Annotated in this window: 29 protein-coding genes; 6 read left to right on the top strand and 23 right to left on the bottom strand. The window is 38.7% G+C overall.

Annotation, left to right across the window (positions count from 1 at the left end):
- Positions 1-578: 578 nt before the first annotated feature.
- On the top strand, positions 579-809 hold the full coding sequence (locus ACE1CI_RS05440) for a hypothetical protein (RefSeq protein ID WP_413263361.1): 231 nt from the start codon (positions 579-581) through the stop codon (positions 807-809).
- Positions 796-1,257: a type II toxin-antitoxin system VapC family toxin gene (locus ACE1CI_RS05445; RefSeq protein ID WP_413263360.1), complete on the top strand. Its 462-nt coding sequence runs from the start codon at positions 796-798 to the stop codon at positions 1,255-1,257. The genes ACE1CI_RS05440 and ACE1CI_RS05445 overlap by 14 nt, the downstream gene beginning before the upstream one ends.
- 45 nt (positions 1,258-1,302) lie before the next feature.
- Here the strand turns inward: ACE1CI_RS05445 and ACE1CI_RS05450 are convergent, their stop codons facing one another.
- From ACE1CI_RS05450 to ACE1CI_RS05460, 3 genes are all read right to left on the bottom strand, one after another.
- Complete coding sequence (locus tag ACE1CI_RS05450) at positions 1,303-1,761, bottom strand: hypothetical protein (RefSeq protein ID WP_413263359.1); 459 nt, start codon at positions 1,759-1,761, stop codon at positions 1,303-1,305.
- 11 nt (positions 1,762-1,772) lie between these two features.
- Complete coding sequence (locus ACE1CI_RS05455) at positions 1,773-1,907, bottom strand: hypothetical protein (protein ID WP_496615256.1); 135 nt, start codon at positions 1,905-1,907, stop codon at positions 1,773-1,775.
- Between the two features lie 73 nt (positions 1,908-1,980).
- Positions 1,981-2,349, bottom strand: coding sequence for a TSUP family transporter (locus ACE1CI_RS05460; protein WP_413262292.1), 369 nt, complete (start codon positions 2,347-2,349; stop codon positions 1,981-1,983).
- A gap of 60 nt (positions 2,350-2,409) precedes the next feature.
- Here ACE1CI_RS05460 and ACE1CI_RS05465 point away from each other — a divergent pair, with 60 nt between their 5' ends.
- Positions 2,410-3,294: an ion channel gene (locus ACE1CI_RS05465; RefSeq protein WP_413262293.1), complete on the top strand. Its 885-nt coding sequence runs from the start codon at positions 2,410-2,412 to the stop codon at positions 3,292-3,294.
- A 319-nt stretch (positions 3,295-3,613) separates the two neighbouring features.
- Here the strand turns inward: ACE1CI_RS05465 and ACE1CI_RS05470 are convergent, their stop codons facing one another.
- Complete coding sequence (locus ACE1CI_RS05470; protein WP_413262294.1) at positions 3,614-5,236, bottom strand: CocE/NonD family hydrolase; 1,623 nt, start codon at positions 5,234-5,236, stop codon at positions 3,614-3,616.
- A 78-nt stretch (positions 5,237-5,314) separates the two neighbouring features.
- On the opposite strand from ACE1CI_RS05470, the gene ACE1CI_RS05475 reads away from it, so the two are divergent.
- Complete coding sequence (locus ACE1CI_RS05475; protein WP_413262295.1) at positions 5,315-5,554, top strand: hypothetical protein; 240 nt, start codon at positions 5,315-5,317, stop codon at positions 5,552-5,554.
- 96 nt (positions 5,555-5,650) lie between these two features.
- Here the strand turns inward: ACE1CI_RS05475 and ACE1CI_RS05480 are convergent, their stop codons facing one another.
- Positions 5,651-6,103 carry a cupin domain-containing protein gene (locus ACE1CI_RS05480; protein WP_413262296.1) on the bottom strand — a complete coding sequence of 151 codons (453 nt, stop codon included), beginning with the start codon at positions 6,101-6,103 and terminating at the stop codon, positions 5,651-5,653.
- 125 nt (positions 6,104-6,228) lie between these two features.
- A complete protein-coding gene (locus tag ACE1CI_RS05485) occupies positions 6,229-6,996 on the bottom strand; it encodes a cysteine hydrolase family protein (protein WP_413262297.1) in 768 nt (255 codons plus the stop codon).
- A 141-nt stretch (positions 6,997-7,137) separates the two neighbouring features.
- Here ACE1CI_RS05485 and ACE1CI_RS05490 point away from each other — a divergent pair, with 141 nt between their 5' ends.
- Both ACE1CI_RS05490 and hpxZ read left to right on the top strand, forming a co-directional pair.
- Positions 7,138-8,562 carry an amidohydrolase gene (locus ACE1CI_RS05490; protein ID WP_413262298.1) on the top strand — a complete coding sequence of 475 codons (1,425 nt, stop codon included), beginning with the start codon at positions 7,138-7,140 and terminating at the stop codon, positions 8,560-8,562.
- A gap of 51 nt (positions 8,563-8,613) precedes the next feature.
- Complete coding sequence (gene hpxZ / locus ACE1CI_RS05495) at positions 8,614-8,997, top strand: oxalurate catabolism protein HpxZ (protein ID WP_413262299.1); 384 nt, start codon at positions 8,614-8,616, stop codon at positions 8,995-8,997.
- An 81-nt stretch (positions 8,998-9,078) separates the two neighbouring features.
- Here hpxZ and ACE1CI_RS05500 read toward each other — a convergent pair whose 3' ends face one another.
- The 17 genes from ACE1CI_RS05500 to ACE1CI_RS05580 all read right to left on the bottom strand — a co-directional run bounded on the left by ACE1CI_RS05500 (position 9,079) and on the right by ACE1CI_RS05580 (position 25,101).
- Positions 9,079-9,474, bottom strand: a complete 396-nt coding sequence (locus ACE1CI_RS05500; RefSeq protein WP_413262300.1) for a DUF2281 domain-containing protein — start codon at positions 9,472-9,474, stop codon at positions 9,079-9,081.
- Positions 9,471-9,815 carry a DUF6883 domain-containing protein gene (locus ACE1CI_RS05505; RefSeq protein WP_413262301.1) on the bottom strand — a complete coding sequence of 115 codons (345 nt, stop codon included), beginning with the start codon at positions 9,813-9,815 and terminating at the stop codon, positions 9,471-9,473. Before ACE1CI_RS05505 ends, ACE1CI_RS05500 begins: the two co-directional genes overlap by 4 nt.
- Positions 9,812-10,858 carry a S66 peptidase family protein gene (locus ACE1CI_RS05510; protein ID WP_413262302.1) on the bottom strand — a complete coding sequence of 349 codons (1,047 nt, stop codon included), beginning with the start codon at positions 10,856-10,858 and terminating at the stop codon, positions 9,812-9,814. The genes ACE1CI_RS05505 and ACE1CI_RS05510 overlap by 4 nt, the downstream gene beginning before the upstream one ends.
- Complete coding sequence (locus tag ACE1CI_RS05515; protein ID WP_413262303.1) at positions 10,855-11,217, bottom strand: Lin0512 family protein; 363 nt, start codon at positions 11,215-11,217, stop codon at positions 10,855-10,857. The genes ACE1CI_RS05510 and ACE1CI_RS05515 overlap by 4 nt, the downstream gene beginning before the upstream one ends.
- Positions 11,218-11,238: 21 nt before the next feature.
- Positions 11,239-12,804, bottom strand: a complete 1,566-nt coding sequence (locus ACE1CI_RS05520) for a hypothetical protein (RefSeq protein WP_413262304.1) — start codon at positions 12,802-12,804, stop codon at positions 11,239-11,241.
- A 2-nt stretch (positions 12,805-12,806) separates the two neighbouring features.
- Positions 12,807-14,264: an MBOAT family O-acyltransferase gene (locus ACE1CI_RS05525; RefSeq protein WP_413262305.1), complete on the bottom strand. Its 1,458-nt coding sequence runs from the start codon at positions 14,262-14,264 to the stop codon at positions 12,807-12,809.
- A gap of 107 nt (positions 14,265-14,371) precedes the next feature.
- Entirely contained in the window at positions 14,372-15,100 is a 729-nt protein-coding gene (locus ACE1CI_RS05530) for a GDSL-type esterase/lipase family protein (RefSeq protein ID WP_413262306.1), read from the bottom strand.
- Between the two features lie 108 nt (positions 15,101-15,208).
- Positions 15,209-15,679 (bottom strand): tetratricopeptide repeat protein, encoded by a 471-nt coding sequence (locus tag ACE1CI_RS05535; RefSeq protein ID WP_496615257.1) that lies wholly within the window; start codon positions 15,677-15,679, stop codon positions 15,209-15,211.
- A 23-nt stretch (positions 15,680-15,702) separates the two neighbouring features.
- A complete protein-coding gene (gene glsA, locus ACE1CI_RS05540; RefSeq protein WP_459563999.1) occupies positions 15,703-16,623 on the bottom strand; it encodes a glutaminase A in 921 nt (306 codons plus the stop codon).
- Positions 16,623-17,672, bottom strand: coding sequence for a threonine aldolase family protein (locus tag ACE1CI_RS05545; protein ID WP_413262309.1), 1,050 nt, complete (start codon positions 17,670-17,672; stop codon positions 16,623-16,625). The genes glsA and ACE1CI_RS05545 overlap by 1 nt, the downstream gene beginning before the upstream one ends.
- Before the next feature lie 117 nt (positions 17,673-17,789).
- Positions 17,790-18,563 (bottom strand): metallophosphoesterase, encoded by a 774-nt coding sequence (locus ACE1CI_RS05550; RefSeq protein WP_413262310.1) that lies wholly within the window; start codon positions 18,561-18,563, stop codon positions 17,790-17,792.
- An 87-nt stretch (positions 18,564-18,650) separates the two neighbouring features.
- Positions 18,651-19,751 (bottom strand): ABC transporter ATP-binding protein, encoded by a 1,101-nt coding sequence (locus ACE1CI_RS05555; RefSeq protein ID WP_413262311.1) that lies wholly within the window; start codon positions 19,749-19,751, stop codon positions 18,651-18,653.
- 137 nt (positions 19,752-19,888) lie between these two features.
- Positions 19,889-20,761: a carbohydrate ABC transporter permease gene (locus ACE1CI_RS05560; protein WP_413262312.1), complete on the bottom strand. Its 873-nt coding sequence runs from the start codon at positions 20,759-20,761 to the stop codon at positions 19,889-19,891.
- A 3-nt stretch (positions 20,762-20,764) separates the two neighbouring features.
- Complete coding sequence (locus ACE1CI_RS05565; RefSeq protein WP_413262313.1) at positions 20,765-21,673, bottom strand: carbohydrate ABC transporter permease; 909 nt, start codon at positions 21,671-21,673, stop codon at positions 20,765-20,767.
- Positions 21,674-21,720: 47 nt separating this feature from the next.
- Complete coding sequence (locus ACE1CI_RS05570; RefSeq protein WP_459564000.1) at positions 21,721-23,052, bottom strand: ABC transporter substrate-binding protein; 1,332 nt, start codon at positions 23,050-23,052, stop codon at positions 21,721-21,723.
- 361 nt (positions 23,053-23,413) lie between these two features.
- Complete coding sequence (puuE, locus tag ACE1CI_RS05575) at positions 23,414-24,325, bottom strand: allantoinase PuuE (RefSeq protein WP_413261225.1); 912 nt, start codon at positions 24,323-24,325, stop codon at positions 23,414-23,416.
- A gap of 128 nt (positions 24,326-24,453) precedes the next feature.
- Complete coding sequence (locus tag ACE1CI_RS05580; protein WP_459563978.1) at positions 24,454-25,101, bottom strand: DUF1361 domain-containing protein; 648 nt, start codon at positions 25,099-25,101, stop codon at positions 24,454-24,456.
- Positions 25,102-25,124 lie beyond the last annotated feature (23 nt).

The following is a 25,124-nucleotide window of genomic DNA, read 5'->3' on the forward strand; positions in this document are numbered from 1 at the left end:
TCAATAAAGCCTTTTGCACTTGTTTTGAGCAAAAAAGGCGCTTTCACCCTTGCCTATCTTACTTTTTATTTACCTTTATTCAGCAAACCCTAATTAAAGCGATGAACAGAAACCCGGTTTCGCAGAAGTTACCGGGTTTCTAGGATTTACTGAAATATTCAGGGCTTGTGTTTATAAAGGTAGTTATATTCTGTAGGGTGCGTCAGACATGATAATCTTAGCCGAGTTACAACATATTTAAGGTTCTGACGCACCCTACAAACATCATCAATTTGTTATAATAATTTTGTGGTAAATTGAAGATAGTTATTAGAGTTTTTGCTAGTTATATTATAATATAGTTATATTCTGTAGGGTGCGTCAGACATGATAATCTTAGCCGAGTTACAACATATTTAAGGTTCTGACGCACCCTACAAACATCATCAATTTGTTATAATAATTTTGTGGTAAATTGAAGATAGTTATTAGAGGTTTTGCTATTTATATTATAATATAGATAAGCTGATTTTTGAACCATAATAATATATCATTTTATAAATAAAGTTTTAAGGTTTTAATAAGTTTATGGAGAGGGTATGAAACCGGAAGTTATTGATGTCACAGGTTTAAGCCCAGAACAAATTGCCATATTGCAAGAAATCGTGGTAGCATTTCGGGCTGTTGCTCCACAACAAGAGGTTAACCAAACAGTTAGTGATTCTGGTGATGAAGAATTAAAGCAACTGCATAAAGAATTTGATTGGTGGGTAGCAGATGTCGGAGTAAAAGAAACCATAAATAGGAGTAGTATTTATGGGATTGAGTAAACCAATCAAGAGATTTTTAGACACAAATATCTTGGTTTATTCCCTGGATTTAAGTGTTGAAAATCGCCAGAGGCATCGAGCTTCTTTAGAGATATTAAGACCAAGTAGTACTGAAATATTATGTATTTCACCTCAAATACTTGGAGAATTCTACGCTGTTGTTACTCGTCCTTCCTTGCTGGCTAATCCTTTAACTCCTCAAGAAACTCTAAGTAGAATTGATAGGTTACTGCAAATGCAGCATATTGAACTGTTATCAATGTCTGAGCAGGTTTTTAAGCGATGGCTAGAACTACTAAAAAGAAATCCTGTAACTGGAGCTACAGTATTCGATTTAATGCACGTCGCTACAATGATGATACACGGAGTTAAGAGTATTTATACTTTTAATGTAGATGATTTTAAGGGCATTACTGACATTGAAATAATTTTGCCCACTGGGAAATGAGATGGGTTGGTAAATTCCAGTTTCTCTTGATTTTTTGAACGTTTTCTAACCGGAAATATTCGCTGTCAAAACAGCAGATTCAATAACGTTTTGTATTGGTGTAGACGATAAACCTTCTGCATCCATCAATTCTTTGACCTTTTCAAAAATTAAAACTTCTTCCTCATTTTGATCGGTTAGTTTATCGTAAAAGTAAGGATCAGAAAACCATTGTTCAAATGCAACTTCTAACAACCCGTTGGCAGAAAACTGCAACCTCCAATAGGCAGACATTCTGTTATCAACTACTTCAAATAATGGTGCTGGACTCCGCATGGGATAATACATATAGTTATCTTCACAGATGTAGTACCAAATTTGTCCTTGTTTAGCAGAGAAAGCATAAACTATATATTCCTTCCCTATTGTTAAAGGAAATTCCAATTGTTTGGTGTACCCTTGTTGAGGAGAGAGATAATTTTCAGGAAGAGAGTCTCCCGTATTGGCGATACAACGAATTTTCATAATGATACTTTTTAAAGATTTTTAGCTGCTGTTTTGGGATACTGACGTTTGAATTTAAACTCAACATCTTGAAGAGTTTGACTGTTACGAAACCAGTGAACTTGTACAGAAGCTCCATTAATTTCAAAAGCTTGATTACTTGTCACGATCGCACCTAAAATACAGGTACGTTGTTGCGCTTTAGCGCTCTTATAGCGCTAAAGCGCAACAACGTACTATTTACCTATAAAACAAATACCGAAAACCTATTAGTAACAAAAAGATGCCGTAAAGTTTTTTCATGAAGGCACTAGTAATGTATGGTTGATTGGCAAATATTGCGCCAAATAAATTACCAACTACTAACCCAGCAGCGATGAATAGTGCGTGTTTAAGATTTAAGTTACCTTCGCGATAATAGACGATCGCACCCAAAATGCCGATCGGTAAAATTTGTGCTGCAATAGATGTACCAGTAGCAAATTTCTGATCCATCCCCATTAATAACACCATTGCAGGCACCATTATTGCACCGCCACCGATGCCAAACATCCCACCCGCCACACCAGCGGCTAAACCGATAAGCAATAACTGAAATAGTACAGGCATAAAATTATGAACGAAAACTTAGACAAATAGTAGAATAATTTTTAACTATCAGCCACACTGATGACTAAAATACACCGTCCCCATAAGTTACCTCATGTCGTGAGTCGCGATCGCAGCTTAAAAATCCTGCGTAAAGGTTCATCCCACTCGCATTGGCGTGACCCTTACCACTGGTTACTGACAATTTCTTGGGGTAAATTTGTCATTGTAATTATTATTGCTTATGCGATCGTCAATGCTTTATTTGCCCTAGCTTATTTAGCCGGAGGAGATTGTATCGCTAATGCCCGTCCTGGGTCTTTTGCGGATGCTTTTTTCTTCAGCGTGCAAACAATGGCATCTATTGGTTATGGGGCGATGTATCCCAAAACCGACTATGCGAATTTGGTAGTAGTAATTGAAGCATTAGTTGGTTTAATGGGTTTAGCAATGGCAACCGGGTTAATGTTCGCCCGCTTCTCTCGTCCGACAGCCAAAGTTTTGTTCAGCAAAGTAGCAGTAATTACCAACTACAATGGTAAACCAACCCTAATGTTTCGCGCCGCAAATGAACGACACAACCAAATTTTTGAAGCGGAAATGCACGTTAGTTTAGTGCGCGATGAAGTGAGTATCGAAGGTTCTGTAATGCGGCGATTTTATGACTTAAATTTAGTCCGTAAGAAATCACCTCTTTTCGTCCTAACTTGGACAGTAATGCACATCATTGACGAAACTAGTCCTTTGTATGGCGAAACCGAAGAAACTCTGCATCATTCCAACATGGAAATTATTGTTATTCTCACCGGAATGGATGAAACAGTTGCCCAAACAATTCACACGCGCCACTCATATTTAGCTGAAGAAATTCTCTGGAATCAGCGTTTTGTAGATATTTTAGTTACCATGCCCGATGGCAAAAGATTAATTGATTATACGCGCTTCCATGATGTAGTAAAACTTTAATCAAATCGTAGGGTGCCAAAAAACTAAGGCGGGCAGGATGCCCACCCCACAAGAGTTGCAGGTTTCTTGTGGGGTGGGCATCCTGCCCGCCCCATCCGAATATAACTATTATCACTTTATTTATTTACACCTACTTAATTATTTAAATCGTAGTGCGTTACGGCTGCGCCTAACGCACCATTGTTCAATTTTACGGATAATTTACCCAAAAAATTTGTCCGCGATCGGAAGGTGCGTTAACGCAGTGTAACGCACCCTACGAAGCTACGAAGTCCTGTGCCAAATAGAAGCACTGAAGTGCTTACAACAAACCTGATTTTTACATACAAATTTTTGAAGGGAAGTTTCTTCCAGTTTGCACAGAAATGGTAATAATTTCTGCTTCGATTAACTGGGTTTCTTTAGGTAAAGAACCTGTACCAGGATTTACGGGATAAGCGGGGAAACAAGCGGCACTTAAACTTAATCTTAACCCATTTCCTGCTGCAATTTTTATACAAGTTGGTTGCAATTGAATGGTTAATGGTTGCGTTGATTGATTTGGTTTTACTCGCAGATAACCTTGAGTAAAATTATAAACATTACCATTATTTTTTATTTCTGATAAAACAGCGCATAAATCAAAAGTTGGTTTATCTGCATTGCAATAAATTTCTACAAATACATCTCCAACTATTAATAAATCTTCGGTTAAAGGTGCAGTAGTGTAAGTTAAAACATCTGTGCGACAGTCTATTTGCGATCGCTCAAAAGCACCCGCAGGAATTACCGCATGACCACCCACAGCAAGAACAGGTCGCCAAGGGTCGTGAATGAAGGTGTCAGGTATTGGGGATTGGGGATTGGGGATTGGGGATTGGGTTAATTTCCCCGCATCTTCGCGCATACTTGCTAAACCGTTGCTTTGCAAGAAATAGGATGTTTTACTATTATTAGGCCAACTATCAAAACCTTTCCATTGATTACTTCCCATTTCAAATAATGAGACAGATGGTTCATTAGTTATTCCGGTATCAATACCTTTAAGAAATTGATTAAACCAGCGAATTTGTAACTCATCAATTGGGTTTGATGCTGCTAAACCATAATCTATTGATCCAACTTTTCGCCCCCAAGGAAGATGTGCCCAAGGGCCAATTAATAAATATTGTAAAAAGTTGCTTTGAGATGCCATTTCTTTATATAAATTGACGGTTCCTCTGAGGAAGGTATCAAACCAACCGCCAACGTGCAACATCGGTAAATCAATAGTTTTTAAATAGGTTTTCGGTGAAAGTTTTTCCCAATATTCATCAGGTCGATCGTGTTCTAACCATTCATGATAAAAAGAGTCAGGAGCATATTTTTTCATTACTTCTGGACAAGCGGGAATTGGATCAAATAATGGTAAGTTACGAGAGGCAGAATAAAGGGCTTGAAATGCTTGTTCATCATTTTTTAATCGGGCGGTTTCTGTAGCGATTTGAATTGCCCAACCGAGATTAGCTTGTAAACAAAATGCGCCACCTTCGTAAGCCCAATCATGATATAAATCATAGCCGATCATTGCTGGACAAATTGCTTTTAAGGCGGGTGGTTTTTCCACAGCAGCATAAAGCTGTGTCATTCCCTGATAGGAAAAGCCATACATTCCCACTTTGCCATTACTTCCAGGTAATTGAGATGCCCAATTAACTGTATCAAAACCATCAGCTATTTCATGGGCAAATAGTTTAAATTCACCTTCAGATGTACCTCGTCCTCTAACATCTTGAATGACTACAATATAGCCTTGTTGAGCATACCAAGTGGGGTGGGCGTAGACTACTGTGGAGGCGATCGATCTCCCATAAGGTTGCCGCATCAGTAATACTGGAAAACTACCCTCAGCATCAGGGCGATAGACATCTGCATCTAACCGCACCCCGTCTCTAGTAAACATGGAAACTGTTTCTTTCAGCATTGATAAAAATTAGCTCAACATTAATGTTATTTTAAATTACATTTATATGAAGAAATCTGTAAATTATTAAATTTATTTATGAAAGTTTTTTTAAATATGTATCTTTTAAAAGATGGCGATCGATATCCTGTTATAATAAAAGTTCTAGGAGCGGCGCATAGCCAATTTATTAACACTTTGAAAGAAATTAAAACTGAATTAAATCAAAAAGGCCCTAGCTTATTGTTAGCGATAAAAGTGAATGAAGAATTGCTAGATTGGTTTGTGAATCATATCAAAAAAATAGATAGAGAACTCAAAGCTTGTATGAATAATTAGTAAAAATGGAATAGGGAACTGGGAAGAAGAGGTAGTTAGTTAAATTATTTTCCCCCCATCCCCCCATCCCCCCATCTCCCTTGTCCCCTGCCTTTTTCAACAAGCAACTAACGCATCTGAACGACTCAAAACCCTTAAATCTTCCTCATCTAATTCTACTGGTGTACCACTACGAATTAGTTCCACAAAATTTTCATTAGGAACCATAAAACACAAAGCATACAATCGTTCTGTGCCTGTATTTTCTATCAAATGAATCCCTGTTGGTGGAACTAAAATACTATCTCCGGCACGAATAGAAACAGTTTTACCATCACAGCTTGCTCTGCCTTCTCCCTTAAGTACAAAAAACATTTCCACAGCTAAATTATGCCGATTAGGAGGAGTTTTTCCGCCTATATCAAAAATTTCTACACATAACGTTAAGGAAAAGTTAGCTGTTGTTGGGTCGAATACAATTGCCAAGCGATTAGTATCATGGGGACTAATCCGAAAAGCTTGGTAATCTCTGGGAGACTTAACAACAGGAATTACGCAACAGTTGTTCATTTTTTCAAATTCCTTTTTTATTGGTCATTGGTCATTGGTCATTGGTCATTGGTTAACTGTGATTAGAAAACTGACTAAATATATAAATCTTATCCAAATGACAAATGACGAATGACCAATGACAGTTAATCAGTAATTGCTTTTAAGATAGCTTGAGAATCGGTGACAAAACCAAAACATTGTTTCACATTGTAAAGAGTAGCTAACCAGCAGTACTCAGGCGAAGTAGTAGCAGTGCAATCTTTTACTAAAATGCAGTCGTAACCTAAAAAATTAGCGTCTTGTAATGTTGCCATTACACATTGGTCGGCGTTCACTCCTCCAAATAACAAAGTAGTTTTGCCTAGATTGCGTAAAATACTATCTAATGGTGTATCCCAAAAACCGCTCATTCTGTACTTATCTATAGAAATATCTTCGGGTTTTTGTTCTAATTCATCTACTACCGCAGCTGCCCAACTTCCTGCCATTAAAACTTTCGCCCCATTTTTCGGCAAAGGGTCGCCCAAACCTACAGCATCGCCTGTGGAATTGTAAACGTGGCGCAGTCCGGCACTAATATTTAATAAGTCGGGACGATTTCCCCAATTCAACCAAATTATCGGCACGTTGACTTTTCTTAATTCTGGTAAAAAGCTTTTTAAAGGGTTAATTGGAACCCTTGCAGGTGTGACATCTACGCCGATGTGCGCCAACCAACCATCTGGATGACAGAAGTCATTTTGCATATCAATTACTAATATGGCGGTTTTTGCTAAGTCGAGGCGCAAAGTTTTGGTTTCTGTCGCTAAAGCGATCGGTTTAGCTTCTAAAGGTGGGCGGGTAATATCGGCAATTTCGGCATTAACTGACCAAGCATTAGGCGCTACACCCAAGGTACGGAGATTTTTCATAAGCGTTGTTAATTGTTGATTTTGAGTTATCTTCAGTTTTAGGGCAAAATCAAATTAGACTGTGATGGTGAATAATACTGTTCACCGTTTTACTGCCAAAACTCATAAAATTTCTAAATTCTTAATCTTAAGGACAAATCTGTGACTTTTACTCTTCAACAAGCTTTAATTCCGGTAGACCAAGGTTACGCAACTGTAGATGTGCAAGTTGTCGGAGATACTATTACGGCAATTTCTGCGAATTTAGAAGTTGTCGGCACAGCTGTTAATTGCGAAAATAAGTTATTGTTGCCTGGTTTTTTTAATGCCCATACTCATTCTTCGGAAATGTGGCAGCGAGGAGTTATTCCACCTTTACCTTTGGAATTATGGTTAGCAGAACTTTATGATTTTGCACCATTAGAGTTGTCAAAGGTTTATTTGAGTGCTTTGGGTACGGCAGTCGAAACTTTGTTATCAGGTGGTACTAGTGTTGTGGATCATTTGGTGCTAATTCCTGGGCAAGAATTTGAAACAATTGCTACGGCGGTTAGGGCTTATCAAGAAGTTGGGATTCGGGCTTTTGTTGCGCCTTTAATTTGGGATCAACCTTTAATTTCGGGTATTCCAACTGGGGGAAATCAACCGGAAGATACAACTAAGGGGCGTTCTGCTACAGAAATTTTACAAATGTTGCAGGAGGCAATAAATAGGTTTCATCAACCAGAGGCGGGAGTTTATATTTTAACTGCACCAACGGGAATGCAATTGTGTTCTGATGAGTTGTTTGCGGGGTGTGTGGAATTGAGCGATCGCTACAACCTTTGTCGTCATTCTCACCTTTTGGAAACCAAAGCACAACAGTTACTCGCTCAAGAAAAATATGGTTTTAGTGCTGTAGAATATTTAAACAGAATTGGTTATTTAAGTTCTCGCACTTCTTTGGCGCATTGTGTTCATTTGACTGATGATGATATCAAAATTTTAGCTCAAACTCAGTCAACTGTTGTCCATAATCCCCTCAGTAACCTGCGTTTAGGTAGCGGTATTGCGCCAATTTTAAAGTATCGCCAAACGGGAGTTAATGTTTCTTTTGGTTGCGATGGTTCTTCCAGTAATGATTCCCAAGATTTACTGGAAGCAATTAAAATTGGTTCGATTCTGCACAATGTTACAGATTTAGATTATCAACATTGGATTACCCCTCGTCAATCAGTGGAAATGGCAGCTTTGGGAGGTGCTAAAGGTTTGAATATGGGAGAGCAACTTGGTTCTTTGACGGTGGGCAAAAAGGCTGATTTAGTGCTTTATGATTTGGCTAATTTGTCTTTGTTACCTCGGACCGATCCCATTGGTTTATTAATTTTAGGTCGTCCGACTCAAGTGGTTGATAGTGTTTGGGTGGATGGGAAAAGGATTGTGGAAAATGGTCAAGTAACTACAATTAATGTAGATGATTTGAAACAGGAATTGTTTGCTAAAAGTGAATGGGAAACCGATCGAAAATCAAAGACTGTGACCCAATTTGAGGCGCATTATCGCAGTGTGATGGGGTTGCCTGAAGCAGAGATTAAGGGTTATTCTTAGAGAGTTATAGAGTGGAATTTTTCCACTCTTGTTATTTTATGGGTTGAAACAATGGATATCAATATTCCTGAAGTGGTAGCTGAAGTTAAGGTGGCATTTGAGCGTTACGAAAAAGCTTTAATTAGTAATGATGTTGCTGTACTGGATGAGTTATTTTGGCAAAGTCCCCAAACTATACGCTTTGGGGTAACGGAAAATCTTTATGGTTATGATGAGATTGCTAATTTTCGCAGTAACCGTTCTGTTGTTAATTTGGAGCGAGTCCTAATCAATACTATTATTACTACTTACGGATGGGATTTTGCTACAGTAAATACTGAATTTAAACGTCCACCATCATCAGATAAAATTGGCAGGCAAAGTCAAACTTGGATGCGGACAAATGAGGGTTGGCGTGTTGTTTGTGCTCATGTTTCTTTTTTGATGACTTCCTAATTTCCAGATTCCCTCCAGATCCTCCAGATCCCCGACTCCAGATCCCCTCCAGATCCCCGACTTCTTGAAGAAGTCGGGGATCTAAGTAGCTTTGTTTAGATTCTTTTGCTGTAAAAATTCTGCAAAATCACATACTTCTGCTAACAAATTATCTGGTAAATCATCTAAAACTGTAGTTAAATATTTACGAATTCCCATAATTTCGCGAGCAGGTTTAACTAATTTCAATTGATGAGGATAAACAGTTTCTACACCAATGGTTTCCATAAAAGATAATGGTTCATCTTGAGTAGATGGAACAAAATCACCTCCTACTTCTGCCTTAACCCATCCTCCAAATAACTCTACTAAATATGCTTCACCATTATTGAATACTTCAACAATAGCTCCATCTGTTCCTAAAGGTGCAATCCCTCCATCTGTAAGAGGAATTTCTTCAATTAATTTAACTGCATCGAATAATTGGAATTTACTCATTGCTGTCTCCCAAATCTTTCTGGAACTGCGGTGACAAACCTAGCAATATCCTCCTCGAATAAAACTATCCAACCCGTGCGAATTTGCCAAGATACGCTAGACTTACCTGTAATTAAAATAACAGCTTGATAGCGATCGCCATAATTATTCTGTCCTACTGGCTGTAGTAAGTCTAACGAAACTTGGGCTAAAATTGCCTCTCGAATTTCCTCTGGTGACTCAAACCCCATTACTTCCTGCCAAAATTTCCGCTTATCTCCACCTACCCCTGGTTCAGCAGTACGAGTAAAAAGATATTGCGCCTTAGCAATAGGAAACTCAAAACTGGTGGGTACAGTCATTTACTTTCAGTAGCACTTTCTAACATTTGAATACTACCATTATTGGCATCAATTTCTACTTCTATTCCTATTGGTAGGGTAAATTTGTTGGGAATATGACCAATAGCTGCACCATACCAAGCGGGAATTTTTAATGGTTGAATATGGTCTTGTAAAACTTGCATTAATGTTAAGGATTGTTCGGGTTTTTCGGGATCGCATCTGGTACATTGACCGAAAATAAAACCGGAGATGCGATCGAGTATTCCCGCAAGCTTTAATTGGGTTAACATTCGATCGACTCGGTAAACTTCTTCCCCTATTTCTTCAATAAATAAGATACTTCCTTGCCAATTCGGTAAGTAAGCAGAACCTACCATTGCTGATAAAACTGATAAGTTACCACCGATTAATTTACCCCTAGCTTTTCCCGGAGTAATTGTTTCTACTTGTAAGGGTGTACTGCTGAGATTTTCACCAATAAAAGGTGAGTTTCGCATCGTGACAGCTTCTCCGTTAAACAGAATTTGCTGTACAAAATTCACTGTAAATTGATTCCAAGTAGATGTGGCAACAGGGCCGTGAAAAGTGACAATTCCACTCTGAGCATAAATTGCTAAAAGTAAGGAAGTAATATCACTGAAACCAATAATAATTTTGGGATTTTTTCTGATTAATTGGTAATTTATTAATGGTAAAATTCGATTACAACCCCAACCACCGCGCAAGGTGAGAATGGCTTTAACTGATGGGTCAGCAAACATGGTATTAATATCAGCAGCACGGTCTATATCTTTGCCTGCTAAGTAACCGTATTTGTCTAAAATATGGGTTCCTAATTTGTAATTTAATCCTAAATTTTTCAGGGTTTGTTTAACTTCTTCTACATCTTCTGAAGAAACGAAACTAGCAGGGTTAACTAAACCAATTGTATCACCAAGTTTCAGACTAGGTGGTTTTATAATTGGCTGGGAAAGTGAGTTAGCTTGAGCAATTTTTGGTAATTGACTGGTGAAGGCGGCGAGTCCCAAAGCTTGCAGAAATTGGCGGCGATCGCAATTCATTTATCCACCCAGACTGTCACCGCAGCTACAGCGATTAACATTTCATCATTTTTATCATTTAGAGATGCGATCGCTCTCCCTTCAACTACCATTCCGCCTGCTTCTAAAGTTAAAGTTTTTTGTCCAAAAGGTAGCACTGCTAATACTTCTTCTTGGCGCACTTGTTCGGGGTAAGGAACGGCTACTTTTACCTCAACAATCATCTGATTTGGATCGCTTAAACCTGCAACTTCCCAAACTCCGGGTAAGGCATTGTGTGCGATCGCATTTCGCACCGCCCTAGCTGCCGCTACAGTTGGTTCCTGTCCGTGCTGATCCACACCCATTCCCATTTCAATAACCAAACGTTTTCTAGCCACTTTCACCTCTTAATTTGCTGATTACTTAACCAAGTTTGTTTCCTTTTGCAGTTCCATAACAAACTGCACTATTGGCAGATTATTATCCTTCCAATTTAAGCGCTGTTCCCGAACTAGTTTTAGGTGAGGTTCTATATTATTCGGGCTGATCATTTTACCAAAATTTGCCGGAACTTCTTCCAATTTATAGTTATAAATCCGGTTCATAATTAAGTTAGCAACTTCATCTCGATAATGTACGCTATCCACAAAATGGTTCATATTATCTCCGATGGCTTCTGTCGTTAGATTGCTGTAACTAGCAAAGTCCCAAACCGGAGTTATTTTGACAATTTGGCGTTTCCAATTTTCAAATTCTGACCAAATACCTGCCCGATTAATTAGTTCTAATTGAGCGGCGTGTACTGGTGCAATAAATACCTTCAGTTTAATATTACGTTGTTTACAAGTATCAACAATTGCTTTAAAAGCCGCCAACTCTTCTTCCGAAAGATTATAGTCCTTGTAGAGGGTTTTTTCCGTCAAATACATCCTCATTACCCTCTTAAAATTGCTATATCTGTCGCTATCTTTATCCAGAGTAACTTCTACCTTTGCTGGGTTCACTTTAGGTTTGGCTACAGGAGTTTTCGGCTTTTCTTTATCTGTGGGCGGCTTGACAAGTTGCGCCTTATTAACAGGTTTTTTGACCTCTTTTTCTACCTTTTTATCGGGTTTATTATTTGGCTTTTTCGGAGATTTTGTAGTTTCTTTCTGGTTAGTTTTCTTGGCTGACTCTTTCCGGTTTTTTGTGACCTTTTTTCTATTTTTGGATTTGAGACTATCCGAGGATTTGCGATCGATCCTTGCCGCTAAAACCTGAGATTTTTTTTGCCCCTCAGTTTTTGGTTGTTCTCCCGGTTGCGATAAAGGTAAATCAGTTGCAGTAATTTTTCTTAAGCTAGCAGCGAAAGTATCCAAAGAAAAATTAATTTTGACTAATTCAGGAATAGTTACACTGTACTTATTGGTTCTGACTACAGTTACTTCTTGGGGCTTTTCTGGCTGAGTTTCTGGAGTTGGTTTTACTGGTTTTTTTTGCCCACCAAAAGCGAAGAAATCCAGACTCAGTACTACTTCTTGTAAATCAGGATGATTAGCCAAAGTATCATCAAAATAACTTTTAATATCCCGCATTTTCGCCCCAGGTAAAGCCAAGTTATAAACTGGTTGTACCTTTAAAGCTGGGTGTTCTGTAGATAATTTTAAAGCTGTAGATGTACCTAAAAACACTGCTTTAGGCTGAATTTTAGTAATACTAAGAGTTGCTAAATTTATTTTAAATCGCTCGGCTCTATATCTATTTCTCTGCTCTAAAGTTGTTTGTTTAGGTTGATTTTTATTTTCTACCTTTGGCTGCTCTGGGTTAGTTGCTGGCGGCGGAAAGTCCCCAGCAAAATTAAATTGATTCTCCTCCGTTGCCGTCAGATTTTTGATTACGCCATAAGGATCGACAACTAAATTGAAAATAGCAATGGCAGCTAAATTCACCCCTACCAACGGCAGAAACAATAAGTTAAACAAGCGATAATTTTTACTATTAATCATTGCTAAAATTGGAAGTAAAGGAACTCAGAAACTCGGTTTAAAGACAGTAAACACAAAGCAGCAAGAGTAGTCAGAGATATTACCCATAATAGATTAGGTTTAAACCATTTCAGCATTTGATTAGTATTGGGTAAAACTGTCACGCCTACTAGTAATGCAGCTAAGACAATTAAGCTTTCTCCCCCTCCTTTTAAGTAAGGAAAACTTGGGGTAAACTTCACTCCAATGGGAGATAACCAACCGAGAAAACTTTCATAATTGTTAGCAATAACAATACCTTTTGCGCCAACCATTGCTTGTAAAATTTGCCAAGCGTCAGCAGCATTCCGCGCCCGGAAAAATACCCAACTAACTACTACAGCTACAAATGTAATTGTCCAGCCTACTGATTTAGGTAAGGTTTTACCATGTAATCTCCACCAATGATTAATTGATAAGTAAATTCCGTGTAAAGCACCCCAAATTACAAAAGTCCAACCCGCACCATGCCACAATCCACCTAACAACATGGTAATTATTAAGTTAGTGTAGCGGCGAATTTCTCCTTGGCGACTACCTCCTAAAGGAATGTATAAATAGTCTCTTAAAAAATTAGAAAGAGTGATGTGCCAGCGTCGCCAAAAATCACTAATAGAAAAGGCTTTATAAGGTGAATTAAAGTTAATTGGTAGCTTAATATTAAGCATTAAACCCAACCCTACTGCCATATCAGAGTAACCAGAAAAATCAAAATATAGTTGTAAGGTATAACTCAATGCACCCACCCAAGCTTCAATAAATGTTACTTGAGATGCGTTATTAAATACAGGTGTAACCCAAGAGGCTATGTTATCACCAATCAAAACTTTTTTGGCGAGTCCTAAAATAAATATGGCTAAACCCATTGCCATATTTTTATGAGAAAAGACATAAGTTCTTAATTTATGAAATTGCGGTATTACCTCTTTATTGTCTGAAATTGGCCCTGCTATTACGTGAGGGAAAAATGCCACAAAAAGACTGTGCGTAAGAAAATCAGTTTGTTTAGCTTTACCGTTATAAGTATCTACTAAATAGGCGATTTGAATGAAGGTATAAAAGGAGATTCCCAAGGGGAGAATAATGGGCGGAATTTGCCAATTTGTCTGAAGTAGTTGACCTAACGAAGTAATAAAAAAATTGGCGTATTTAAAATAACCAAGTAATGCTAAGTCAAAGCCTATTCCCAGTAATAAAAATAATTTTGCTTTTTCAATATTTGGTTGGGCTTGTTCGATGCACTTGCCAATTAAATAATTAACACTGATGGAAATTAGTAACAGTGGCAAATAGGAAACGTTCCAGTTAGCGTAGAACACTAAAGAAGCGATAAGTAACCAAGTTCTAGCAATGGTAATTAAACCTAACTTGGTTAAACTGAAAAAGACTATTAGGGTAATCGGCAAAAAGCCTAAGATAAAACTATAGGAGTTGAACAGCACAGTTTGATATTAAGAAAGAGAACAAATTGCGATCGCTGTTAATTATATAATACTTGTCAACTTTTTTGACTGTTATTACAGTAATAGGTAATTTCAGCCCTCATCAATTAATTTACATAATTCTTGATAATTTCTTTCCATCCTGCATAGCCTTCTCCATTTAAATGAATCCCATCATTTGTGTAACGATAAGCTAGTTCATTGTCGATCGTAAAAAATGAATATAGATCGATATACTGATAGTTAAATTCCCCTGCTAAAACCCGCAATTCTTCGTTTAGCCGAAACACTAAGTTATTATCCACTGGTTTTTTAAAGCGACTATTCACTGGCAAAACGCTTTGAACATATACTTCAGTTCTGGGACTTGATTGTTTAATATTAGCCAGCGCTAACCTATATTTTCTTACTATTTCTTCTAATGTTTGGTTGCTAATTACATCATTGATCCCGATCATCAGAAATATTTTTTTCGGACGACTAGCTGTTACTTGATCCAATCTTTTTATCATTCCGTAAAGGTTATCTCCACTAATACCTCTATTTTTAATATTGGGATTTTCCAAGATCTCCGACCATTCACAACGTTCGATTAGGCTATCTCCTAAAAATACAATATCATTGGGACTTTGAGGGATTTTATCAAATAAACTTTTCCGGTCTAAATAGTAAGCAGAAAATCTAGCTGGCTGGGTATTATTACTAAAATATCTCCCAAATAACTGCTCGCTCATCAAATAAGAAGTTAAGCCTTTTTTGGGAATCAAAACTATTACATAACTCAAAAATAAAATATTTATGGTTATGGAAAAGACCATACCCCAGTTTTTTTTCATTGATTTAGGTGATAGAAGCATTTTAATGATGAAAAATCAAAAATCAAACTAACAATATACCAGGGCAGAGTTGCTGTCAAGTATCTTAACTCTATAAGAGTTATAAAATCAACTCAGTCTAGCGGTACATTCTAAAATTAATTTTTGATTAATTAAGGCATGAGGCTGAATTTCTAATGCTTTGTGAAAAGCTTGGATCGCCTCACGATATTCGCCGATCGCAGCGTGACACAATCCTAACCCGTGAAGTGCGCCAAAATGAATCGGATTGAGCTTAATTACCATTTTGCAGTCGGCAATTGCTTTTCTGTACTCTCCAATTGAGTAGTATAAAACTGCACGTCGATTCCAAGCTTCTGCAAAGTCTGGTAAATCAAAAATTAGCTGTGTGAGTGCTATTTCTGCTTCTTTAACTTCTCCGGTTTCTAGTAATAATTGAGCCTGACGAATTATTTCAAATCCGATCGCACCTTTTTGCTCAAACCAAATCCGCCAAAGTTCTGAGGTGGCGCGATCGCGTATTTCTTCGTCAGGATTTTTCAAATCATTTAATAGTTGATTGATGCGGTACTCATTCATAGTGTATTAACCACAAAAAACGATTAAATAAACAGGCTGAGATTCAGAGAGTTAGTGAATTTTTCCAAGAAAAATATCCCAGCTTTAGAATTACCTACATGATCGAGAGCCGGACTATAACAAGCGATCGCACCTGCGGAAGGTACAATAGATAATAACGCACCACTCACCCCCGATTTAGTTGGTAAACCTACTTTTACAGCAAAACTGGCTGATGCTTCATACAATCCACAAGTCAGCATTAAAGCATTGACAATCCGCCTGTTTTCTATAGAAATTCCCGCTTTTTCTTGTGCTAATAACATTCCCAATTTTGCTAAATCGCTGACATTTACCGCCAAACAACAAATGTGATTGTAAGTGTCGATCGCAATTTCTGGAGCATTCAAAAAACCAGATTCAAACATTACTTTAGCGATCGCTCGATTGCGTTCTCCACCAGCCGCAACAACAGAATTGAGCATCGCTTTATCTAACATTAAATTAGCTCCTGCACGTTGATTTAACCATTGACGTAAGTTCTCACAACGAGAAAAACCATTGTCACCTGGTAATAGAGAAGCTAGTGCGATCGCGCCACTATTAATCATTGGATTTCTAGGCCAACCTTTGTCAGCTTCTAACTGTTCGATCGAGAAAAAAGCTTGGTCAGAAGGCTGCATTCCCACATGAGAAAATACCCCCTCTTTCCCCATTTCTTCTAACAAACATAGCAGCACAAAAGGCTTAATTACACTCATTAAAACAAAAGGTATTTCCGTTTCCCCAAACCTAAAACTTTGTCCATCTGTGCAATTAATTTCTACAGCAAACCATTCAGGATTAACCTGAGCCAACAGGGGAATATAATCAGGTAATCTACCCCCTTGACTGTAACTTCTTGCCTGTACAGCCAAACTCTCTAATTGAGCTTGAGTTAAATTAGATAACTTCGCTGAATTCATCATCTATTAGCCAACACTACAGAATAGGATTCAGCCGCTTTAATAAGAGCATTAACATCTTCCTCTTTGGTATTAAAAGCAGTAACTATCCGTAAGGTAGTCGAATCTTCTCCTTCCCAACGATAAAGCTGAAAACCTTCAGCAAAAACACCTTGAATCACAGCTTCCGGCAATTGAATAAAAATTTCATTTGCTTCTACCGGATGACAAAGCTTTGCTCCTGGTAAATTAATTAAACCCTCTACTAATTTAGCTGCCATATTATTAGCATTATTCGCATTCTTTAACCACAAATCATCTTTGATATATGCTTCTAACTGCACCGATAAAAAGCGCATTTTTGAAAATAAATGTCCCCCACGTTTGCGCCGAAAAGCAAAACTTTCTGCTAGTTTTTTGTTGAAAAATACCACTGCTTCTGCCGCCATTGCTCCATTTTTAGTAGCACCAAAAGACAAGATATCCACGCCAGCACGCCAGGTAATATCTGCGGGTGTACAACCTAAAGAAACTACCGCATTAGCAAACCTTGCCCCATCAAGATGTAAGCTAAGATTGTGTGCGTGAGTGACTTCTGCAATTTGGCGAATTTCATCTACAGTATAAACTGTTCCGGCTTCAGTTGCTTGGGTAATACTAACAGCAGCAGGTTGGATATGATGGACAATTCCTGCACCTGCTTTTTTTAATTTTACTGCCAAATCGTCAGCGCTGAACTTGCCATGTTCCCCAGGAATTGTTACTAATTTAGCGCCACCTGTGTAGAACTCTGGCGCACCACATTCATCGAGGTTTATATGGGATTCATTGTGGCAATAAATCGCACCATAAGGAGGGGTAATTACTGATAAAGCCAGAGAGTTAGCAGAGGAACCTGTGGCTACTGGAAAAACGATGACATCAGTTTCAAATAATTCGGAAAAAAGTGTTTGTAATCTTTGCGTGTATTCATCGTTACCATAAGGCATAGCTGTGCCTTGATTAGCAGCAATTAATGCTGCCATGATTTCCGGTGCTACACCTGTGACATTATCGCTACAAAAATTCATTAACTTTGGAGATTAGTTGCAACTGTTTTCCTCAAATTATACATAAAGTTTATTGGTCAACATCTTTCTGAATTGCTTTACAGTGGTTTGCAACCTTCAGGAAATACACCTGAAAAATTATGTAACTTCTATTGCCTGTCCTTTTAAATCAAAGTCTGGACACTCAAATATTGTCAGGTGATTGGGATAACCCGACTGGTTAGAAATCACCCGCGTTTTCCCGATCGTCTGGTCATCACATTCATGGGTATGACCGTACACCCATAAGGCTGGTTGATACGACTCAATTAAGGGCAGCATATCGAGGGAATGGAAGGCTGGCCAGAAGGGGCTATCTTTGTACTGGGTGTTTGGATTCATCACAGGGGCGTGGTGGCTGATGACCACCCTTGCTCCACTCAGGTCATTCTCAAACCAGGCGATCAGTTTTTCCTTGTAAATCTCGTGCAGGACAATAGTTTGGGCAGGTGTCAGAGGTTGACCATCTGGCTGATAGATCTTGTAGTAATCGTTCATCTGCTGCTGGGCAGTTCGCATCGCCTGCGAATTGCCACAGTCAAAATCCGTCCACATCGTGCCGCCGAAAAAATGTACGCCATCAACGGCGATCGCCTCATCCAGCAGCAGGGTAACATTTGGATGTCTCTCACTGAGCCATTGCCGAAACTTGCGCTCCTCTTCCGGCATCGGGCGGCGCGTGTAGTATTCATGGTTGCCCATGACATACAGCACTAGCTTCTGCCAATTTTGCAGGAAACGGCTGAGTGGTGTGTAGTCTTTGCAGGTGATAATGTCCCCTGCCAAAATCATCAGATCTGCATCAGAATCAGCAGGTGGTCTGAAAATCCACCCAAACTCAAAGTGTAGGTCGCTGTAACAGATGATTTTCATTCAACTAAAACTCCCTTCTACAACTATTGATATAATTTAAAGTTTGGGAAGTATGAATAGGGTAGGCAACACCAACCCCGCAACCTTTCACACTAACTGATTCAAAACTGGCTGTTTAACAATTGCATCTCCCGTCTGCACATCAAACCAATGAATTGACTCATTAGGCAATGCCAAAGTTATCTCTTCTCCACTCCATTTTTGATGAATTGGCACCAAAGCCCGGACTATTATTTCTTCTTTCTCTGAACCAGCAACCCGCACACTAATTAAATAGTGCATTCCTAAATTTTCCACCAAAAATATCCTACCTTTAATTGTATTTATATCTTCTGATTCTGCCAAAGTTACATTTTCCGGGCGAATTCCTAAAACAATGCTCTTTGGAGGAGTTTGCATATCGGGAATTGGGATTCTAAAATCACCCAACATCGCGTAACGTCCCTGACAAAGAAGCGTTAACAAATTCATTTGGGGACTACCCACAAAACCCGCGACAAATACATTAGCTGGATTGTTATAAATCCGTTCTGGTGCATCAAGTTGTTGCACATCTCCCTTATTCAAAACAGCTACTTTTGAAGAAAGAGTCATTGCTTCTGTTTGATCGTGAGTAACATACACAACAGGAACTTGTTGTGCAGCAAATAATTGTTTAATTTCTGCCCTAACTCTTTCTCTTAAAAGTGCATCTAAATTGCTTAAAGGTTCATCTAATAAAAATACATCTGGGCGACGAACTAAAGCGCGTGCTAAAGCAACTCTTTGTCTTTGTCCGCCTGACATTTGACCGGGTTTTCGGTTCATTAAATCTTCTAACCCTAAAACGCTTGCTGCTTCTGCTACTCGTTGTTTGATTTCTTGGGAAGGTGTTTTTTTCAGTTTTAAACCGGAAGCAATGTTATCGTAAACTGTTAAGTGAGGATAAAGGGCGTAACTTTGAAAAACCATTGCAATATTGCGATCGCCCGGACGCACACTAGTAACATTTCTGTCACCAATCCAAATTTGACCGCGAGTTGGTTCTTCTAAACCTGCAATTAACCGTAAAATTGTCGATTTTCCACATCCAGAAGGGCCAAGTAATGTGAGAAATTCGTCATCTTCTACAGTTAAACTTACATCTTTTACCGGAATGACTTTCGGGGTATAAGTCTTATTTAAATTCCTGATCTCTAGTCTAGCCATTGTCTTATTTCTTCCTCAAATTTTCAATTCAAAAATTTATATGTTAGGGGGCGGGTTTTGTCTGGAGATTGTTTATTTGACAGATAGGTTATCTGCTAAACCCGCCCCTACAATCAATCGGACAATCGATGTTGATATTATCCTTTGACAGCACCAGCAGTTAAACCTTGAACAATCTTGCGTTGGAAGAACAAAACCAACAATACTAAAGGTAATGTTCCTAAAACTGTTGCAGCTGCGATCGGTCCATAAGGTATTTCAAAAACTGAAGCACCACCTAATTGTGCCGCTCCCACTGGAATGGTTTTCATGGTTTCTTGAGTCATGAAAGTTAACGCAAAAATGAACTCATTCCAGGCAGCAATAAACGTTAAAATTCCCGTAGTTACTAATGCGGGAACTGTCATCGGCAGCAAAATTTTGATTAACATCTGCCAAGTGTTATAACCATCGACTTTCGCTGCATCTTCCAAATCTTTTGGTAACTGCTCAAAAAAGCTGCGTAACACCAAAATTGTCAGAGGTAAATTAATGGCAGTGTAGGGAATGATTAATGACAAATAGTTGTTTGCTAATCCTAGTCTTTGGATAATTTCTAACAGTCCTAGAAATAACAAAATTCCCGGAAACAGGGTAACTATCAAAACACCCGCCAAAATTACTTGTTTACCCCAAATTCTTAACCTTGCTAAAGCATAAGCAGCAGGTGCGCCAATTGCTAAAGCTACAAAAGTAGAAGTAATTGACACAAAAGCACTGTTAAAAATGTAGCGTAAAAAGGGACGGCGATTGAATAATTCAGCGTAATGGGCGAGAGTAAAACGAGTAGGAAAATAAATTGTGGGAACAGCAGAAATATCCTCATTCACTTTCACAGAAGTTAACACTTGCCATAATACAGGCGCTAAACAGAAAACTAGCACTAAAACAACAGCGACGTACAAGAGGATTCTTTTCTGGCTGATTTTTTTTCCTTCCCTAGTTGGACTTTCTTGAGTAATTGCAGTCATGTTTTAAGCAACTCCTGACAATCTTTTCCGCATTTGACTGAGTAAGAAACTGGCGATCGCAACTGCTAAAATCAGCAACGAAAATGTCACTACCACCAAAGCTGAACCATAGCCAAAATCTAAATAACGCATCACCGTTGCATAGATATAAAGTGACACGACTTCCGTCGCCCCACCAGGTCCACCACCAGTCATTACAGCGATTAAATCGAACACGCCAAAAGATTGAGCGAATCGAAATAATAGCGCAATTAAAATTTGTGGCATCAGCAAAGGTAGAGTTATTTTGTAAAAGCTTTGCCAAGGAGTTGCGCCATCAATTGAGTGCGCTTCGTAAAGGTCTGGAGAAATAGATTGTAAACCAGCTAACAGCAAAATGCTAATAAAAGGAGTAGTTTTCCAAACATCAGCAATAATTACAGCAAACAATGCTAAATTTGGATCTCCCAACCAGTTTATTCCAGTTTTGATCAAACCCAAACGTAACAAAATATCATTAACAACTCCAAACTGATCGTTAAAAATCCACGCCCATGCTAAACCAATCAAAGCTGTAGGCAAAGCCCAAGGAATAATTGCCGCAGTTCTAACTAAAGAACGCCCCTTAAATTGCTCATTCAAAACTAAAGCAATTCCCAAACCTAGTAACAATTCCAACAACACAGCCGAGACTGTGAAAACTGAAGTAACCCAGAAACTTTGCCAGAAACGACCATCTCCAGCCATGCGAACATAGTTATCTACACCAGAGAAAACAGGTTGTAATTCTGTCCCTAAGTTTTGCGTAAATAAACTTAGCCAAAATGCGCGAATAATGGGGTAGCCATAAACAAACAACAGCAATAGTAAAGCGGGTAAAATTAATATCCAACCAGTGCGTTGTTCTCGTCGTTTAATCGTATCAACTGTCATGATTTTTCCGAAATTTGTTAGTGATTAAACCAAATGGTGAACCAACTTTATGCTGATTTTCTCGCTTGCCCAGCCCTGAGTAATCGGCGAGTTTCATCAGCAGCAGATTTCATGGCATTTTCAGGAGCCATCCGACCAGTTAAAGCGCCGCTGAGATAGCGTTGTAAAATATCTGATGCCTGTGCATATTGGGCGATCGGTGGGCGTAAAACTGCACTATCTACTACCTCAAGTAACTGGGGAAAATGGGGATATTTTGCCACAATTTGTGGGTCGGTAAATAATTCTCTGCGACTGGGTACATAGCCCGCTTTTAAAATGAATTGCTTCTGTGCTTCTCGACTGCTGAAATATTGAATAGCTTTCCAAGCTTCTTCAGGATGTCGAGTGGTTTTAGCAATACCTAAACCCCAACCTCCTAAAGTAGCAGCCGAACTTTGACCAGGGGCATGAACCATTGGTTTAATACCAATTTTTCCGTTAATTTTTGAATTTGGTTGATTAGCTAAGGGCCAAACATAAGGCCAACTTCTTAAGAATACAGCTTGACCGCTTTGGAAAATTCTTCTGGTTTCTTCTTCTTGATAAGTTGTTACTCCTGGTGGTGAAACTCCTTGTTTAACTGTGTTTTGTAAAAAGGCGATCGCTCTTAAAGTTTCCGGTCGATCTAATCCCACTTCTAATGTTTGGGGATTCACCCAATAACCACCAAAACCTTCTAAAACTTCGAGAAACATTGCCACCAATCCTTCATATTGGCGACCTTGCCAAATGTAACCCCATCTAGCTTTGTCATTCCGCTGCAAAACTTTAGAATAATTCATTAATTGTTCAAAAGTTTCAGGCGGTTTTAATCCCGCTTGTTGCAATAAATCTTCTCGATAGTAAAGCATTCCGGCATCAGAACGCAGCGGAATGCGATACAATTTGCCTTGGTAAGTTCCTCCCTCCACATCTTTAGCCGAAAATGCTGTTAATTCTTTGGGGGTAATGCGATCGGTCAAATCTAACAACCACCCAGCAGCAGCAAATTTGGATGTCCAAATTACATCCATATTGACTAAATCGTAGGGTGAATCGCCCAAAATAAAAGCCGAAGTATACAGGTCTTCGATTAAATTTGTTGCATTTGGGCCTTCAATAATATTAATCCGAATACCGGGATGCTTCGACTCAAAATCTTTTACTAAACCCTGTCGCCAAGGGTCAGCATCAGGCGCAGTCATGAGTAAATTAAGAGTGACTGGCTGTTGTGCGATCGCTATCTTAGTTAATAAAATTATGCTCAAAAAAAGAGCAGCAAAAATTAAACTGCTGCGCCAAAATCCCAGGTTATGAAAAAACTTTTTCAGTCGATTTAGTGGCTGAATGTAACCCATTGTACTTGGTTGAATCGTAAAATATGTTAATTTTTTGAATGGCAAAAATATAGTCATCTTTCTGAGCTAACGCTATTTTTGAGTTAAGCTCAGATTAGACTTAAAACTGATGATAGAGAGAATCCAAGTATATATAATTTAATTCACTTTTAAAGTTTAAGCAACTTCTAAAGATATAGTTTATTTGTTTAGAAAAATACTCCTTTTAGAAGTAGAAAAATTTCTCATAAAAGTGCTATGTATCGGACAATTATGAAGTTATATTAATTAAATAAACTAACTTAATACAAAAAGGTACGTTGTTGCGCTTGGGCGCTAAAAGAAGAGCGCCCAAGCGCAACAACGTGCCTAAGTTCTTTACTCAGGTTTGCGGCTGATGATGTTCATGCCAATGACGCGCAATATCAATGCGGCGACACAACCACACCCGTTCATGTTGCTGCACATAATCGAGAAAACGCGCCAAAGCTGCTGCACGTCCAGGTCTTCCAACTAAGCGACAATGTAAGCCAATACTCATCATTTTTGGTGCAGTTTCGCCCTCAGTGTAAAGCACATCAAAAGCATCTTTAAGATAAGCAAAAAATTGCTCGCCAGAATTAAAACCCTGGTTAGTTGCAAAACGCATATCATTGTTATCTAAAGTGTAGGGAATGACTAAATGCGGTTTGCCATAATCATAAATCCAGTAGGGTAAATCATCGGCGTAACTATCAGCATCGTAGAGAAAACCGCCTTCTTCAACTATTAATTTACGGGAGTTTGGGCTAACTCTTCCGATGTAGCAACCTAGAGGGCGACTACCAGTAACTTGGGTGTGAATGGCGATCGCTTTTTGCAAATGTTCCCTTTCCTCCTCCTCACCAACATATTGATAATCAAGCCACCGATAACCATGACTAGCAATTTCCCAATCAGCTTCTAACATCGCCGCCACAGCTTCTGGGTTTCTTTGCAAAGCCATCGCCACACCATAAATAGTTACCGGAATTCCTCTTTGGGTAAATATCCGATGTAGTCGCCAAAAGCCCGATCGACTACCATACTCATAAATCGATTCCATATTCATATTTCGCACCCCCGTCAAAGGAACAGCTGCCACAATTTCTGACAGGAATGCTTCCGAAGCAACATCACCGTGAAGAATAGAATTTTCCCCACCTTCCTCATAATTAATCACAAATTGCACCGCCACACGCGCTTGATTCGGCCATTTTGGATCGGGGGTATTCCGTCCATAGCCAACCATATCTCGTGGATATTGCTTAGTCATTGTTATTGTTTCTTTAGTTTGCCAGGTTTCTGTTTTCTGTCAGTTATTAAAAATATCACAAGAATACAAAAAATCCACATCTACATCTGTGTGCATCTGTGGATGTCTGTGGTAAAAAAAACTTAAATTTATTGTTCTTTTAGCTTACGCTTTAATTTCATATACCGAATTCGCATCACTAACCCCAAAGTAATTTGCTTCATAATCCAATAAACCACTGTTAAAACAACGAAAGTGATAAACATGACTAACAAGGGACCTTTATTAGTCAATTCGTTAATTGTAGTAATGAGTAAGTTATCTGGATCGGTGATTAAATCCCAGCTGTTAAACCGGAGAAATCTTCCCAGATAAATTCCTACTGCACAGAACAGATGAGTAATTAACTCAGACCAGAGGACAAACTTTTCTGCTCCTTGTCGTTTTAAATACTTCCCTTGATTAATTAAAGACACCACGTAAGCTTCCATTCCGGCAACAATGGCAAATAAATGTAGGGGAATAAAAACTAAGGTAATAATCCAAGCCGAATATCCTTCCCGAATGCCGCGAATTAAGTGGATAATATCTGTTAACAGATAAGGTGCATTGGGCAAGAAAGCAGCATAAAGTAGGAAAACTACCCACCACAACCACGATCGCGCATTTGATCTTTGCCGAAATAACCAAAAGCTAAGAACTAAAGGGATAAAAGCCAAAAATAGATTCCAAGCAATCCAGCCACTATATATACCACCGGAAAGTGCTTCTTTAGTTTGGGAAATTTGGGAATTCATCTGCATCTTTGTTTTTTACGTTT

Source organism: Floridaenema flaviceps BLCC-F50 (genome assembly GCF_041929275.2).
In the GTDB taxonomy this organism is placed as follows: Bacteria; Cyanobacteriota; Cyanobacteriia; order Cyanobacteriales; family Aerosakkonemataceae; genus Floridanema; species Floridanema flaviceps.

Bases quoted from the DNA above. Each gene is read 5' to 3' on its own strand.
- ACE1CI_RS05440 (WP_413263361.1), top strand. From the start codon at position 579: ATGAAACCGGAAGTTATTGATGTCACAGGTTTAAGCCCAGAACAAATT.
- ACE1CI_RS05445 (WP_413263360.1), top strand. From the start codon at position 796: ATGGGATTGAGTAAACCAATCAAGAGATTTTTAGACACAAATATCTTG.
- ACE1CI_RS05450 (WP_413263359.1), bottom strand. From the start codon at position 1,761: ATGAAAATTCGTTGTATCGCCAATACGGGAGACTCTCTTCCTGAAAAT.
- ACE1CI_RS05460 (WP_413262292.1), bottom strand. From the start codon at position 2,349: ATGCCTGTACTATTTCAGTTATTGCTTATCGGTTTAGCCGCTGGTGTG.
- ACE1CI_RS05465 (WP_413262293.1), top strand. From the start codon at position 2,410: ATGACTAAAATACACCGTCCCCATAAGTTACCTCATGTCGTGAGTCGC.
- ACE1CI_RS05470 (WP_413262294.1), bottom strand. From the start codon at position 5,236: ATGCTGAAAGAAACAGTTTCCATGTTTACTAGAGACGGGGTGCGGTTA.
- ACE1CI_RS05475 (WP_413262295.1), top strand. From the start codon at position 5,315: ATGAAAGTTTTTTTAAATATGTATCTTTTAAAAGATGGCGATCGATAT.
- ACE1CI_RS05480 (WP_413262296.1), bottom strand. From the start codon at position 6,103: ATGAACAACTGTTGCGTAATTCCTGTTGTTAAGTCTCCCAGAGATTAC.
- ACE1CI_RS05485 (WP_413262297.1), bottom strand. From the start codon at position 6,996: ATGAAAAATCTCCGTACCTTGGGTGTAGCGCCTAATGCTTGGTCAGTT.
- hpxZ (WP_413262299.1), top strand. From the start codon at position 8,614: ATGGATATCAATATTCCTGAAGTGGTAGCTGAAGTTAAGGTGGCATTT.
- ACE1CI_RS05500 (WP_413262300.1), bottom strand. From the start codon at position 9,474: ATGAGTAAATTCCAATTATTCGATGCAGTTAAATTAATTGAAGAAATT.
- ACE1CI_RS05505 (WP_413262301.1), bottom strand. From the start codon at position 9,815: ATGACTGTACCCACCAGTTTTGAGTTTCCTATTGCTAAGGCGCAATAT.
- ACE1CI_RS05510 (WP_413262302.1), bottom strand. From the start codon at position 10,858: ATGAATTGCGATCGCCGCCAATTTCTGCAAGCTTTGGGACTCGCCGCC.
- ACE1CI_RS05520 (WP_413262304.1), bottom strand. From the start codon at position 12,804: ATGATTAATAGTAAAAATTATCGCTTGTTTAACTTATTGTTTCTGCCG.
- ACE1CI_RS05530 (WP_413262306.1), bottom strand. From the start codon at position 15,100: ATGAAAAAAAACTGGGGTATGGTCTTTTCCATAACCATAAATATTTTA.
- ACE1CI_RS05535 (WP_496615257.1), bottom strand. From the start codon at position 15,679: ATGAATGAGTACCGCATCAATCAACTATTAAATGATTTGAAAAATCCT.
- glsA (WP_459563999.1), bottom strand. From the start codon at position 16,623: ATGAATTCAGCGAAGTTATCTAATTTAACTCAAGCTCAATTAGAGAGT.
- ACE1CI_RS05545 (WP_413262309.1), bottom strand. From the start codon at position 17,672: ATGAATTTTTGTAGCGATAATGTCACAGGTGTAGCACCGGAAATCATG.
- ACE1CI_RS05550 (WP_413262310.1), bottom strand. From the start codon at position 18,563: ATGAAAATCATCTGTTACAGCGACCTACACTTTGAGTTTGGGTGGATT.
- ACE1CI_RS05555 (WP_413262311.1), bottom strand. From the start codon at position 19,751: ATGGCTAGACTAGAGATCAGGAATTTAAATAAGACTTATACCCCGAAA.
- ACE1CI_RS05560 (WP_413262312.1), bottom strand. From the start codon at position 20,761: ATGACTGCAATTACTCAAGAAAGTCCAACTAGGGAAGGAAAAAAAATC.
- ACE1CI_RS05565 (WP_413262313.1), bottom strand. From the start codon at position 21,673: ATGACAGTTGATACGATTAAACGACGAGAACAACGCACTGGTTGGATA.
- ACE1CI_RS05570 (WP_459564000.1), bottom strand. From the start codon at position 23,052: ATGGGTTACATTCAGCCACTAAATCGACTGAAAAAGTTTTTTCATAAC.
- puuE (WP_413261225.1), bottom strand. From the start codon at position 24,325: ATGACTAAGCAATATCCACGAGATATGGTTGGCTATGGACGGAATACC.
- ACE1CI_RS05580 (WP_459563978.1), bottom strand. From the start codon at position 25,101: ATGAATTCCCAAATTTCCCAAACTAAAGAAGCACTTTCCGGTGGTATA.